The following is a 12,559-nucleotide window of genomic DNA, read 5'->3' on the forward strand; positions in this document are numbered from 1 at the left end:
CCCGGCCACGCGCGATTCATCGGGCGACCTGATTCCCCTCGGCCGGAATATGCGCTAGACGGGGGCGATGTTCAAACTTGCCCATATCTCCGATGTTCATCTCGGGCCGCTGCCCGAGCTATCCCTCAGGGAACTCGCCTCCAAGCGCATCACCGGTTTCGTCAACTGGCACCGCAACCGCAGCCGCCATCTCTTTACCGGTACGCTCGACACCCTGCTGGCCGACATCGAGAAGAAGGATCCGGACCATCTGGCGATGACGGGCGATCTCGTCAATCTCGCCTCCTCGCTCGAGATCAAGGCGGTCACCGAGTGGCTGGAGGATGCGGGCAAGCCGGAAAACATCTCCGTCGTTCCGGGCAACCACGACGCCTATGTGCCGGGCGCCTACGAGAAGACCACCCGCGCCTGGTATCCCTATATGCGCGGCGACGATGCACCGGCGCATTGGCATGACCGGCACCATTGCTTTCCCTACATGCGCGTGCGCGGCCCGGTGGCGCTGATCGGCTGCTCGACCGCGGTTGCCACGCCACCCTTTGCTGCCAGCGGCTATTTCGGGCAGCGCCAGGCGCGCGCCACCGTCAACCTGCTGAGGCAAGCCGGCGAGGCCGGGCTCTTCCGCATCGCCATGATCCATCATCCGCCAATCCGCGGCGCGACCTCGATGCACAAGCGCATGATCGGCATTCGCCGCTTTGCCGCGACGATCTCGTCGGGCGGCGCGGAGCTTGTGATCCACGGCCACACCCACCTCAACACCGTCTATTGGCTGAAGGGCCAGCATGCCCCCGTCCCGGTCGTCGGCATCGCGTCCGCCTCGCAAGGACCGGGCGGGCACAAGCCACCGGCTGCCTACAACCTGTTCACGGTCGCGGGTGAAGCGGGAAACTGGCACCTGACGCGCGAGCGCTACGCGCTGAACGACGATGCCACCACGGTGTCGCTGGCCGAAACCACGCGCTTCTAGCCAAACGCAGGCTCCCTCAGCAGAAAATTCATCGCCTGGCGAATAAACTCCGGCCCTGCTGCGTCATACCCCGGTCCGCCGCCGCATGGCAGCGCGCCCGCCTCTGCGCGAATGCAGGACACGCAGTCGTTTGAACCAGCGCGAGGCTTTCGCGGTCATGCGCCAGCAATGGGAGATGGCATGATGAACCACAAGAACCTCGTTTTCGCCCTGTTCGCCGCCGGGGCAACCAGCTTCATGGCGCATGCGGTGATGGCCGCCGGCGAAGATACGAGCGAGCCGCCGAAGAAAACCAAGACCACCAGCGAATGCACCGACGGCAAGGTCTGGGACGCCAAAAAGAAAGCCTGCGTCGATGCCAAGAAGAGCGAGCTTGGCGACGACATCCTATTCCAGGCTGCCCGCGAACTCGCCTATGCCGGCCAGTATGAGAATTCGATCAGGGTGCTCGGCGCCGTCAAGGACCAGCAGAGCGCCCGGGTTCTCAACTATCTCGGCTATGCCAACCGCAAGGCCGGGCGCATGGAACTCGGCATGCAGTACTACAAGCGCGCGCTGCAGGCCGACGAGAACTACATCCTCGCCCGCTCCTACATGGGCCAGGCGCTGATCGAACAGGGCCGCGTCGAGGAAGCGCGGGTGCAACTGGTCGAGATCCGCGACCGCGGCGGCGAAAACACCTGGGCATACCGCGCCCTGCTTCAGTCGCTGGGTGGCGTCCGTCAGTACTGACCGGTCGATAAACTGGACAGGCGGCGCCAGGCGCCGCCTTGATCCGACGTGCCGCGGAGACTCACCGGGACGTCAGGTTTTCTTCGCCCCGCCCTTCTTGGGCTCGGTTCCCTTGGCTGTACTTCCCTGCGCCGCACTTCCCTGCGTCGTGCCAGCCGTGGCGTCGCTTCCCGTCGTGCTGTTGGCAATCGACTTTGCCTCGTTCTTCTTTTCCGACCATTCCGGCGGCAGGCCGAGCGCGCCGCCGGCGATGCCGCCAAGACCGGATCCCTTGCCGAACACGGCGCAATCCGGATCGGTCGGTTTACCGGTGACCGCATAGGCGACGCTGTTCTTGACGTTCTTCATCGAAGGCAGCTCGAAATCGGACTTCATCGGGTCGCCCGATTTTTCGAGCAGCGCGCTGAAGTCGCCCGAGAAATCGCCTGCAAGCTCAAAGGCGTCTGCCGCCGTCGAGGCGCGGGAGCCGTTGGTGAGGATGTTGGCGCCACGCGCCCAGGCAAGGCCGGCGATCTGCTTGCCCTGCGGGTCGAAGGCCTCCGCCTCGACCGCGAGGCTTCCAAGACCGATGGGAATGCGCGGAACCGGGATCGGAGAGACGGCCGAGGTGACGGTCGACACGCCGGCGACGACGGCGTTGGTCGATTTGACCTTGCTGATCACGGAGCGTACCGCCATGTCGGCGGGCTTGGAGATCGGCACGACGTCGAACTGTGCGCTCAAAGCTTCGCAAAGCGACCGGTCGATCGCAGTTGCCACCAGCTTCTTTTGCGGATCCCCGAGCTTGTCGAGATCCGCAGTGGCGGCAAAGGTCGTCGGGATCACATGCACCGTCTTGACGTTCTTGGTGGCGGCGGAATCCACCCGGTACTTCGTCTTGGTCACCATCCCGTCGCTGGCAACGAAGTCCTTGTAGGAGGATAGCGACCCCGTTTCCATGACCTGAGCGCTCTGGCAGGCGGCGAGCCCCGCAAACAGCGGAACCAGCGCAGCCGTGCGAATAACGGCCGCACCTCGCCGAATGCGGCGTCCGCCACAATGTCTCCCGACAAACCTGACAATACTCATGCCATTGCGATGCTGTGCGTTCATTGGCGTGTCCCCGACATCGACCTGCAGTTGTGCATGACGTCCAGTCAGATTCGGGCCGAACTTTGACGCGATCTCCGACCCCCGTTGCAGTTAACGGTAACGAAGCGCGTGATTAACGGGCGCGGGCAAGCGAAAGCTTTTTGGGAAAAGGCGCCATGAAGCAGCAGAATTTGCTTTCCGTTCCGGGACTTCCCTTGCAGACTAAGGAGCAAATGTTTCATATCATCCGCTCGTGCCCAGCACGGCGAATAAATGCATGATCCGGCACGTTTCATTGGAAGAGAAATGCGTCCAGCGGCAGAAACGAAGGACTTCAGACGCGACTTGGTCAGCCTGCTGCCCAAATTGCGCCGTTTCGCGATGACGCTGACGCGCAATGCCAATGACGCCGACGACCTCGTCCAGGAAGCCTGCGAGCGCGCGATCACCCGCAGCCACCTCTGGAACGGAGAGGGCCGGCTGGAAAGCTGGGTCTACGCGATGACGCGCAATCTCTGGGTCGACGAAATCCGCAAGCGCAAGGTCCGCACCGGCAGCGGCACCGTCGACGCACTCGGACATGACGAGCTCAGCATCGAGCCGTCGGCCGAAAAAGCCGTCTACGCCAATCAGTTGCAGAAGATGATCCTGTCGATGCCCGAGGGGCTGGCGAGCGTGTTCCTGCTGGTCAATGTCGAAGGCCATAGCTATCGCGAGACCGCCGATATCCTGGGCATCCCGATCGGCACCGTCATGAGCAGACTGTCGACCGCGCGCCTCAGGCTCGCGGCGATGATCTCAGAGAATACCGAAAGGAGGGCCTGACCGTTGCAACAGACAAGGGGTCAAGCGCTCGAAGTGCGCCTTTCCGCCTATATCGACGGCGAGATCGGCGAAGCTGAACGAACCGAACTCGACGCGATTCTTGCCCGTGACGAGGACGCCAAGGCATTGTTCGAGAGGCTGAAGGCCGGCAGCAGCTTTGGCGATACCGCCTTCGAGGATTTCCTGCACGATCCCGTGCCGCTCGCTCTCGTCCGGCAAATCAAGCAGGGTCCCGGGAGCAACCCGAAGACCGAGCGGATTGCCGCAACCACGGCCACTGTCCGGCACGCGCGGGTCTGGCCACGCATGGTTGCCGCATCCGTAGCCCTGCTGCTGCTCGGCGCCGGCGCCGGCTTCATCGTCGGAACGGCAAACACCGGCAGCGAGCCGGCCAAGCTCGCCGCAGCCCGTGGCTGGCTCGACGACATCGCCGACTATCACCGCATCTATTCGCGGCAGAAGGAGCATCTTGTCGAGGTCCCGGCGACGGAAGCGCCGAAGATCGAGACCTGGCTTGCCTCTAGCGTCGGCGTTCCCTTCAAGATCCCGCAGCTCTCCGGCAAGGGCCTGACCTTCGAGGGTGCGCGGCTGCTCGTGGCCAACGGCAAGCCCGTGGCACAGCTCGTCTACCGCAGCGCCGAAGGCGAGATCTTCGCGATCTGTTTCCTCAAGAGCACCACCGGCCCGCAGGCGGACCAGTTCGACGAAAGCATCCGCGACGATCTCGGCATGGTCTCCTGGCAGCGAGGCGGCGCCTCGTTCGTGCTCGTCGGCCCGTCTTCCCATGTCGGCATGCAGGACATCGCCGAAGCCGCCGCTGCGACGATCTGAGATCGACGGCAGTCCCCTACCCGTAAGACGACCCTGTCCCTGAAACGAAAAAGCCGCGCCGGGTTTCCCCGACGCGGCCGCATTTCGTCACGGTGAAGCGTATCAGCCGCGCTGCATCTCGAGCACGCGGTTCGCCGCCGAAACAATGGCTTCAAGGGAAGCGGCAACGATGTTGGTGTTGATGCCGGCGCCGAACAGCTTGCCGCCGGGATGCTCCATCTCGACATAGGCGATCGCGGCTGCGTTCGAGCCGTGCTGCAGCGAGTGCTCGGAATAGTCGGCGACCGAGAGGTCGATGCCGAGATAGATCGACAGCGCGTTGATGAAGCCATCGATCGGGCCGGTGCCCTTGCCTTCGATGCGCTTGACCTCGCCATTGTCGGTGATCTCAGCGGCCACCACGCGCACGCCCTTGTGCTCGCCCACCGGATAGGTGTGGTGGTCGACGAACTTGATGCGCGCGCCCGGCTGCTCGACGTAACGCTCGATGAAGCGCTCGTAGATTTTCTTCGAGGGAAGCTCCTTGCCCTCTTCGTCGGTGATGCGCTGGATGTCCTCGCGGAACTCGACCTGCAGGTTGCGCGGCAGGTTGATGCCGTAGTCTTCCTGCAGGATGTAGGCGATACCGCCCTTGCCCGACTGCGAGTTGATGCGGATGATCGCCTCATAGGAGCGGCCGACATCGCGCGGGTCGATCGGCAGATACGGCACTTCCCAGAGCGGCTTGTTGGCGGTCTTGATCGCCTTCATGCCCTTGTTGATGGCGTCCTGATGCGAGCCGGAGAAGGCCGTGTAGACCAGTTCGCCGACGTAAGGATGGCGCTCGGGAATGACCATCTGGTTGGAGTATTCGTAGACTTCCTTGATCCGCTCGATGTCGGAGCAGTCGAGCTGCGGATCGACGCCCTGCGTGAACATGTTCAGTGCCAGCGTCACGACGTCGACGTTGCCGGTGCGCTCGCCATTGCCGAACAGCGTACCTTCGACGCGGTCAGCACCTGCCATCAGCCCCAATTCGGTGGCGGCAATGCCGGTGCCGCGGTCGTTGTGCGGGTGCAGCGAGATGATCAGGCTCTCGCGGTTGTCGAGGTTGCGGCACATCCATTCGATCTGGTCGGCATAGATGTTGGGCGTCGCCATCTCGACGGTCGAGGGCAGGTTCAGGATCAGCTTGTTGTCGGGCGTCGGCTTGACGATCTCGGTGACCGCGTTGCAGATCTCCAGCGCCACTTCGAGTTCGGTGCCGGTAAAGCTTTCCGGCGAATATTCGAAACGGTAGCCGCCGCCGGCCTTGGCCGCCATGTCGGTGATCATCTTGGCGGCGTCGGTCGCGATCTGCTTGATGCCACGCACATCCTTGGCAAACACCACGCGGCGCTGCAACTCACTGGTGGAATTGTAGAAATGCACGATCGGCTGGTGAGCGCCTTCCAAGGCCTCGAAGGTGCGGGTGATCAGCTCCGGCCGGCACTGAACCAGCACCTGCAGCGACACATCCTTGGCGACATTGCCTTCCTCGATGCACCAGCGGGCAAAATCGAAGTCGGTCTGCGACGCCGAGGGGAACCCGATCTCGATTTCCTTGAAGCCCATGTCGAGCAGCAGCTGGAACATGCGGGCCTTGCGGTCGTGGCCCATCGGGTCGACCAGCGACTGGTTGCCGTCGCGCAGGTCGACCGAGCACCAGATCGGCGCCTTGGTGATCGTCTTCGACGGCCAGGTGCGGTCGGTGAGCGCAATCTGCGGATAGGCCTGGTACTTCACCGCCGCTTCCGGCATGCCAATCTTAACGGGATGGGATTTCTGGATCATTGCAGCTTCTCTTCATCACTGGACGTCCTGGCCGCCTTGCCATAGCCGATCAGGGATCGGATTGCGATGGCTAATGCCGCGCCGAACGCGCCTTTATTCTAAAACACTTGATGGGGTCGAGGAGCATCCGCCGGCGTGGCTTTTCGGCCGCCGGGCGCTCCTCAGCGAACCCGGCAACCGCGAGTAAGGCCGAGAAGAAGAAGCGAGGCGAAGGCGCGCGACGGCGCACGATTGGTATCGTGTCCGGCGGGGATCGAGGCGATCCGATATGCGTCAGCCTTGGTCATGCTCAAAGCCTATACACGGCTTGCCGAAGCGGAGCAAGCCGCGCGATGACGAGGATCACCGCAAAAGAAAAGGGCACCGGCGAACTGCCGATGCCCTCCAAAACCTTGGCTTGCGTGCGAACTCAGATGTCCGCAGCAGACGAGATGATCCGCGAAACGAGACCGTAGGACTTCGCTTCCTCGGCAGAAAGCCAGTAGTCGCGGTCCGTGTCCTTGGCGATCTTCTCCACCGGCTGGCCGGTCGCGTCAGCGAAGATCTTGTTCAGGCGATCGTTCATCTTGATGATTTCGCGTGCCTGGATCTCGATGTCCGAAGCCATGCCGCGGGTGCCGCCCGACGGTTGGTGAAGCAGGAAGCGGGTGTTCGGCAGGCAAATGCGGCGCTCCTTGGGGGCGCCGACAAAGATCAGCGCGCCGGCGGAAGCGACCCAGCCGGTACCGATGGTCCAGACCTTCGGCTTCACGAACTTGATCATGTCGTGGATGCTGTCACCCGACTCGACATGGCCGCCCGGCGAATTGACGAAGATGCGGATGTCTTCGTCGCTGGCGGCGGCAAGCGCCACAAGCTGCGAGCAGACCTTCTGCGCCAGTTCCTGATTGATAGAGCCGTAGATGAAAATCGAACGCGACTTGAAAAGATTCGCCTCCGTTTCCTTGCCGAGCGGCAATTCGGTCTTCTTGTCGTCCTCGTCGTCGTTCATCATCCGTTTTTCTCCGGCGTCTCATGAAGTCTTCAGTCAAAGTCAGATAATGCGACTCGACCCCGAAGACAATGCAACAAACCGAAGCGGCGACAAAGCGGCAAGGTCGACTACGCTTATGGTAAAAACACCTACCGCCAAATGCCGTATAGACAGGCCCGCAACGCCCAATAAGATCGTCAGCGTCAAACACTCAAGAGTGGGGCCGACCTCCCAGGTCCCGCCGATCCATGGGGACACGCATGAACAGACGCATCCTGATCGCCGCTGCGGCGCTGATCGCCTCCGCCGCACCCGCTTTCGCCCATCTCAATCCGGCAGAGCACGGCTCGTTCGCCGCCGGCTTCTCGCATCCGCTGTTCGGACTTGACCATATCCTGGTCATGATCGCCGTCGGCCTCTGGGCCGCCCAGATCGGTGGGCGGGCGCTGTGGGTCGTCCCGACGGCCTTTGTCTCGATGATGGCGGTCGGCTTCGCGCTGGCGGTTGCCGGTGTCGGCCTCCCCTTCGTCGAGCCGGCGATCCTCGCCTCGGTCGTCGCACTCGGCCTCCTCGTCGCCATGGCTGTACGTCTGGATATCGCTGCGTCGGCTGCGATCGTCGGTGTCTTCGCGCTGTTCCACGGCCATGCCCATGGCGGCGAACTCGGCAGCGCCGGGGCGCTTGCCTTCTCGGTCGGCTTCATCCTTGCCACCGCAGCACTTCACGTGGCCGGCATCGGCCTCGGCATCGCCCTTCAGCGCCTCTCCGGCAGCGGGCTGCTGGCGCGGATCCTCGGCGGTGTGACGGCTCTGGCCGGCACTGCCTTGATCTTCGGCTGAGATCAAACAGGCGTGCAGCACGGACGAATTATCTTTTTGAACGGCACGTCGAGTGCCGGAAAGTCAACGCTGGCAAAGGCGCTCCGGGAAACCCTCCCGGAGCCCTTCTGCTATTACGCGTCTGATCAGCTTGCAGACGCTGGGTTCCGCGTTCTCAAACGCGGCATGCATCATGGCATGCGCGGCGAACGCAACCGGTTCTTCGACGGGTTTCATCGGTCGATCGCGGCCTTTGCCGAGGCCGGAAACGATCTGATCGTCGAGCACATCGTCGAGGAAAAGAGCTGGGCCGAGGATCTGAGGACGCGAACCGCGCATCTCGACGTCTTCTGGGTCGGCGTGCACGCGCCGATCGAGGACCTCGAACGGCGCGAGCGCGAGCGTGGCGACCGCACCATCGGCGAAGCGCGCTTTCACCTGAAGACACATGACCACTGCGCCTACGACCTCGAAGTGGACACGCGCGACCCAACTGATCAGGTGGCTGCGCGCATCGTCGACGCTTGGCTTCAGCGCCAGTCACTCACGGCGTAGCGACGATCTCGCGCTTTACCCGCGGCCGAGGGATCCTTTTGCCGCGACTACAGTTAAACGCCTTGCATCGCGCATCGAAGCTTGTCCGAAGCCGCAGCAACGGCTGCGAGCTCGGCCTCCGAGTTCATATTGGTTTGCGCATACAAAAGTGCGGGACGAACTGCCTCGATCGACTTCCCGAACTTCGCCATCCAGCGATATCGGGGCACCATCCAGAGATGAAAGTGATGCGAGGTATCCTCGTTATAGAAATAGTAGACGTGCTCGATACCGAGTTGTTCTTGCTGTTGCCTTCTCAGCTTTTGCACAAGCGGCAAGAACTCTGATGTTTCATCGAATATCATGTCGCTCAGCAAAGTGAAATGCCGCTTTGCCGCCACGATGACCTGACCAGGCACGGGATAAGCCACATCCTGATGGGCATGAAAATATTCTGTCTCGAAGATAGTCCCGCCAGGAGTCGGCTGTCGCCCTGACGTCAGTTCACAACTCAAGCACAGACCACCCATACTGCCCCGCTTCCTTTGCGCGGTTCACAAGAGGAAATCTGTGCGAGGAGCGCCCGCACAGTCACTCAAGGCCGGATGTCAGCGTACACGCTTCAGCCGCGACCGCGATAGGTCGGCACGCCCTGGTCGGGCAGCCACAGGCCCTCCGGCGGCTTGCCGGTCTGCCAGAAGACATCGATCGGGATGCCGCCGCGGGGATACCAATAGGCGCCGATCCGCAGCCAGCGCGGCGAAAGCAGCGAGACCAGCCGGCTGGCGATCTCGATGGTGCAATCCTCATGGAAAGCGCCGTGGTTGCGGAAGGAATGCAGGAACAGCTTCAGCGACTTCGATTCCACCAGCCACTCGTCCGGCACATAGTCGATAACGATATGCGCGAAATCCGGCTGGCCGGTCATCGGGCAGAGCGAGGTGAATTCCGGCGCGGTGAAACGGACCAGATAATCCTTGCCCTTGTTGCCGCTCGGCACCCGCTCCAGAACAGCGTCTTCCGGGCTCTGCGGCAGGTCGACCTTTGCGCCCAGTTGCGAAAGGCCGGATACGTCAGTCTTGCTCATTTGCCTGTTGCTCCATGAGAACATCCGCGCGTGGATGCGGTCGACGCTGGCCTCTGCCCTCGCCGGCCCGCTCCGTTTGCGGCCGTTAAATCAGAACTGCCTCAAGAAGGAAACCTCGTCACGGTTGAAGCGCCGTCGACGGTGAATCAGTGGCGCCCGACTGTCGTCTTCACGCGCACGCCGTGGGCCTTCTCGCCTTCGGGCTCCACATGGATCGCGATCTTGGCGCCGGGATGCACGGCACGGATCGCGTCTTCGATGCGGTCGCAGATATCATGCGCCTCGCCGACCGGCATCAGCTCCGGCACGACCATATGAAAGTCCACGAAGATAGCTGGCCCGGCCTGGCGGGTCTTGAGATCATGCACGCCCAGCGAACCTGCGGCGTTGGTGGCGATCGCCTGCTTGATCGCCTCCTCCTCCTCGGCCGGCACAGCCCGGTCCATCAGACCGTCGATCGAACGCGAGATCACCATCCAGCCCTGGTAGAGGATGTTGCAGGCGACGATGACGGCGAGCAAGGGATCGAGGATCGCATAGCCGGTGGCAATCGCGAGAACGAGACCGATGAGAACGCCGATCGAGGTGACCACATCCGACAGGATGTGGTGGCCGTCGGCACTCAGCGCCGGCGAGCGGTGCTTGCGACCGGCGGTGATCAGCACATAGGCCCAGATGGCGTTGATAACGCCGGCCACGAAGTTGATCGCGAGGCCCAGGGCCGGGGCTTCCATCAACACCGGCGCCATCATTGCCGGCACGGCCTCCCAGACAATGAGCAATGCCGCAACGACGATCAGGACGCCTTCGATGACGGCCGAGAAATACTCCGCCTTGTGGTGACCGAAGGGGTGGCCGGCATCGGCCGGCTTGGAGGCATAGCCGATCATCAGATAGGCGATGACCGCCGCGATCACGTTGACGGTCGACTCCAGCCCGTCGGAGAGAAGCGCGATCGAGCCTGTCAGCCACCAGGCAAGCAGCTTCAGGCCGAGCACAGCGAGCGAGAGCGGTATGCCCCAGAAAGCAAGGCGGAGCACGGTGCGGTTTTCGGTTCCAGATGTCATTGTCATTCCTCGTGCAGATGCAAACGAGTTGCAAACGCAAGCCCATTCAAACGCAAAACCGCCCGCGCGAATTTTCGCGCAGGCGGTCGATGGACAAGCATATGCTGGATTAAGCGGCGCTTGTCAAAGATTGGATCGGCCGGTTCCGGTTTCTCCGCAGGCAATCGCGTCGAAAGGCAGCGCGCCGGCTTCGATCTCTGCGTCGCCGAGAGCCCTATCGCCTCGGCCGATGAAGAAGAATACGACGGCCGCCGTTGTGACGGTGATGCCGGTCAAAACCAGAAGCAGGACGCTGAACGCATCGCCATAGGCCTGCATCAGCGCGGCAGGCGATGTCTCCGGTGCAAGCCGCGTCGCCGCCGCAAGGTTGCCCGTGACGATGCGCTGCGCCATCGGCGCGGCATTGGCTCCGGCCTCCGGCGCGAGGTTCCAGGCCGTGAGCGCGGAAAGGATGGCGGTCACGATCGCAAGCGCAATGCCCTCCCCGGCGACGCGCGTGGTGCTGAAGATGCCCGTCGCCATGCCGGCGCGCTCCTTCGGCACGACGCTGACGGCAAGCCCGTCCATCAGCCCCCAGGGCAGGCTGATGCCAAGGCCGATCAGCAGCAGCGGTGCAAGCAGCGTGGCCGGCTCAGCCCCCGCCGGAAACAGGCTGAGCCAGAAGAGCCCGGCCGCCGAGAGCAGCAAGCCAACGCCGCAAATGACCGCCGGGGTGAACCAGCGTGTCAAAAGCCCGGCTACGATCGGCAGGATCAAAAGCGGCGCGGACATGGCGATCATCATCCGTCCGCCCTCAACGGCGCTCATGCCTTCAATGCCGATGAAGCGGACCGGGAGCAGGATGAGCAGCACCACGAAGCCATAGGCAGGGGCTGCCGCCAGCAACTGCACACCGATGAAACGCGGATAGCGAAACAGCGTCAGATCCAGCATCGGCCGCACAACAGAACGCTCGATCCGCCAGAAGGCCAGAAAGAAGAGCGCCGATGCAGCAAGCATCGCGATCACCAGCGGATGGCTCCAGCCGCTTTCCGGACCCTGCAGGATGCCTGACGTGAGCGTTGTGAGCGCCGCGGTGAAGCTTGCCGCTCCCTTCCAGTCGAGCCCGGCGGCATCCGGATCGCGTGTCTCCCGCAGGAAGACCGCGCCGAGCGCCAGGGACAAGCCAGCGAGAACGACCACCAGACCGAAGATCGCCGGCCAGCCGAAGGCCTCGACCATCAGGCCCGATGCGATCGGCCCGAAGGCAAGGCCGACACCGAAGCTGGCGCCGACCAGACTGAAGGCGCGTAGCCGCTCGCTCTCGTCGAACTCCTGCGCAAGGGAAGCCATGCCGCCGGAAAAGGCGGCGGCTGCCCCGATGCCCTGAAGGGCGCGCAGGATATCGAACCAAAGGATATTGCGAGCAAAGGCGAGCCCGACCGAAAGCAGCAGGAAGGCCGCAAGACCGCTGAGGAAAACACGCTTGCGGCCGAAACTGTCGGCAAGGGCGCCTGCCGCCATCAGCGAGCTGCCGAAGGTCAGCATGAAGGCGTTGGTGACCCAGTTGAGGGCGACCGGATCGGCGCCGAGGCTGCGGCTGATCGACGGCAGTGCCACCGCCGGTCCGGTGAAGGTGAGCGGCATTGCCGCGGCGGCGCAACAGACCGCAAGGAGCACGAGACGGCGCCCGCGTGATTCTCGAATTTCAGTTCTCATTCCCCGTTCCATCCGTTCGAGCAAAGGAGATACCCGCGCAGGCCCGCCGGACCTCCGTCTTGATGTCGGCAGTTGCCGGGTATCGATTGACGGATGCAGGATAGTTTCGACATAATCGGATGAAAATCACACAGTAATGCC

13 protein-coding genes are annotated in these 12,559 nt (G+C 62.9%); 6 read left to right on the plus strand and 7 right to left on the minus strand.

The annotated features are described in order from the left end of the window. Positions 1-67: 67 nt before the first annotated feature. Together ACIQUG_RS08950 and ACIQUG_RS08955 are read left to right on the plus strand one after the other, a co-directional pair. The gene (locus ACIQUG_RS08950) at positions 68-970 is read left to right on the plus strand and encodes a metallophosphoesterase family protein (RefSeq protein WP_402319866.1); all 903 of its coding nucleotides are present in this window, start codon (positions 68-70) and stop codon (positions 968-970) included. 183 nt (positions 971-1,153) lie between these two features. Next, positions 1,154-1,702, plus strand: a complete 549-nt coding sequence (locus ACIQUG_RS08955; RefSeq protein ID WP_402319868.1) for a tetratricopeptide repeat protein — start codon at positions 1,154-1,156, stop codon at positions 1,700-1,702. A 72-nt stretch (positions 1,703-1,774) separates the two neighbouring features. Here ACIQUG_RS08955 and ACIQUG_RS08960 read toward each other — a convergent pair whose 3' ends face one another. Next, positions 1,775-2,794 (minus strand): DUF3313 domain-containing protein, encoded by a 1,020-nt coding sequence (locus tag ACIQUG_RS08960; RefSeq protein WP_402319871.1) that lies wholly within the window; start codon positions 2,792-2,794, stop codon positions 1,775-1,777. Between the two features lie 285 nt (positions 2,795-3,079). Here ACIQUG_RS08960 and ACIQUG_RS08965 point away from each other — a divergent pair, with 285 nt between their 5' ends. Together ACIQUG_RS08965 and ACIQUG_RS08970 are read left to right on the plus strand one after the other, a co-directional pair. Beyond that, a complete protein-coding gene (locus tag ACIQUG_RS08965; RefSeq protein ID WP_034788854.1) occupies positions 3,080-3,598 on the plus strand; it encodes an RNA polymerase sigma factor in 519 nt (172 codons plus the stop codon). Positions 3,599-3,601: 3 nt separating this feature from the next. Beyond that, complete coding sequence (locus tag ACIQUG_RS08970) at positions 3,602-4,429, plus strand: anti-sigma factor family protein (protein WP_402319874.1); 828 nt, start codon at positions 3,602-3,604, stop codon at positions 4,427-4,429. Positions 4,430-4,531: 102 nt separating this feature from the next. Here ACIQUG_RS08970 and leuA read toward each other — a convergent pair whose 3' ends face one another. Both leuA and ACIQUG_RS08980 read right to left on the minus strand, forming a co-directional pair. Next, the gene (gene leuA, locus ACIQUG_RS08975) at positions 4,532-6,241 is read right to left on the minus strand and encodes a 2-isopropylmalate synthase (protein WP_043621053.1); all 1,710 of its coding nucleotides are present in this window, start codon (positions 6,239-6,241) and stop codon (positions 4,532-4,534) included. A gap of 409 nt (positions 6,242-6,650) precedes the next feature. Beyond that, on the minus strand, positions 6,651-7,235 hold the full coding sequence (locus tag ACIQUG_RS08980) for an ATP-dependent Clp protease proteolytic subunit (protein ID WP_034788862.1): 585 nt from the start codon (positions 7,233-7,235) through the stop codon (positions 6,651-6,653). A 239-nt stretch (positions 7,236-7,474) separates the two neighbouring features. On the opposite strand from ACIQUG_RS08980, the gene ACIQUG_RS08985 reads away from it, so the two are divergent. Together ACIQUG_RS08985 and ACIQUG_RS08990 are read left to right on the plus strand one after the other, a co-directional pair. Then, positions 7,475-8,053: a HupE/UreJ family protein gene (locus ACIQUG_RS08985; RefSeq protein ID WP_402319878.1), complete on the plus strand. Its 579-nt coding sequence runs from the start codon at positions 7,475-7,477 to the stop codon at positions 8,051-8,053. A 12-nt stretch (positions 8,054-8,065) separates the two neighbouring features. Further along, positions 8,066-8,587 carry a chloramphenicol phosphotransferase CPT family protein gene (locus ACIQUG_RS08990; RefSeq protein ID WP_402319881.1) on the plus strand — a complete coding sequence of 174 codons (522 nt, stop codon included), beginning with the start codon at positions 8,066-8,068 and terminating at the stop codon, positions 8,585-8,587. 53 nt (positions 8,588-8,640) lie between these two features. On the opposite strand, the gene ACIQUG_RS08995 is transcribed toward ACIQUG_RS08990, so the two are convergent. The 4 genes from ACIQUG_RS08995 to ACIQUG_RS09010 form a co-directional block, all read right to left on the minus strand. Continuing rightward, positions 8,641-9,096, minus strand: a complete 456-nt coding sequence (locus ACIQUG_RS08995; RefSeq protein ID WP_402319884.1) for an HIT family protein — start codon at positions 9,094-9,096, stop codon at positions 8,641-8,643. A gap of 92 nt (positions 9,097-9,188) precedes the next feature. Continuing rightward, entirely contained in the window at positions 9,189-9,653 is a 465-nt protein-coding gene (queF, locus tag ACIQUG_RS09000; protein WP_205238136.1) for a preQ(1) synthase, read from the minus strand. Between the two features lie 146 nt (positions 9,654-9,799). Further along, positions 9,800-10,726 carry a cation diffusion facilitator family transporter gene (locus ACIQUG_RS09005; protein ID WP_402319888.1) on the minus strand — a complete coding sequence of 309 codons (927 nt, stop codon included), beginning with the start codon at positions 10,724-10,726 and terminating at the stop codon, positions 9,800-9,802. Positions 10,727-10,843: 117 nt separating this feature from the next. After that, positions 10,844-12,418: an MFS transporter gene (locus tag ACIQUG_RS09010; protein ID WP_402319891.1), complete on the minus strand. Its 1,575-nt coding sequence runs from the start codon at positions 12,416-12,418 to the stop codon at positions 10,844-10,846. Positions 12,419-12,559: the final 141 nt, after the last annotated feature.

The organism is Ensifer sp. NPDC090286, assembly GCF_044769565.1.
In the GTDB taxonomy this organism is placed as follows: Bacteria; Pseudomonadota; Alphaproteobacteria; order Rhizobiales; family Rhizobiaceae; genus Ensifer.

Coding starts and splice junctions, on each gene's coding strand:
- ACIQUG_RS08960 (WP_402319871.1), bottom strand. CDS start 2,794: ATGAACGCACAGCATCGCAATGGCATGAGTATTGTCAGGTTTGTCGGG.
- queF (WP_205238136.1), bottom strand. CDS start 9,653: ATGAGCAAGACTGACGTATCCGGCCTTTCGCAACTGGGCGCAAAGGTC.
- ACIQUG_RS08980 (WP_034788862.1), bottom strand. CDS start 7,235: ATGATGAACGACGACGAGGACGACAAGAAGACCGAATTGCCGCTCGGC.
- ACIQUG_RS08955 (WP_402319868.1), top strand. CDS start 1,154: ATGAACCACAAGAACCTCGTTTTCGCCCTGTTCGCCGCCGGGGCAACC.
- ACIQUG_RS08995 (WP_402319884.1), bottom strand. CDS start 9,096: ATGGGTGGTCTGTGCTTGAGTTGTGAACTGACGTCAGGGCGACAGCCG.
- ACIQUG_RS08965 (WP_034788854.1), top strand. CDS start 3,080: ATGCGTCCAGCGGCAGAAACGAAGGACTTCAGACGCGACTTGGTCAGC.
- ACIQUG_RS09005 (WP_402319888.1), bottom strand. CDS start 10,726: ATGACAATGACATCTGGAACCGAAAACCGCACCGTGCTCCGCCTTGCT.
- ACIQUG_RS09010 (WP_402319891.1), bottom strand. CDS start 12,418: ATGAGAACTGAAATTCGAGAATCACGCGGGCGCCGTCTCGTGCTCCTT.
- leuA (WP_043621053.1), bottom strand. CDS start 6,241: ATGATCCAGAAATCCCATCCCGTTAAGATTGGCATGCCGGAAGCGGCG.
- ACIQUG_RS08950 (WP_402319866.1), top strand. CDS start 68: ATGTTCAAACTTGCCCATATCTCCGATGTTCATCTCGGGCCGCTGCCC.
- ACIQUG_RS08985 (WP_402319878.1), top strand. CDS start 7,475: ATGAACAGACGCATCCTGATCGCCGCTGCGGCGCTGATCGCCTCCGCC.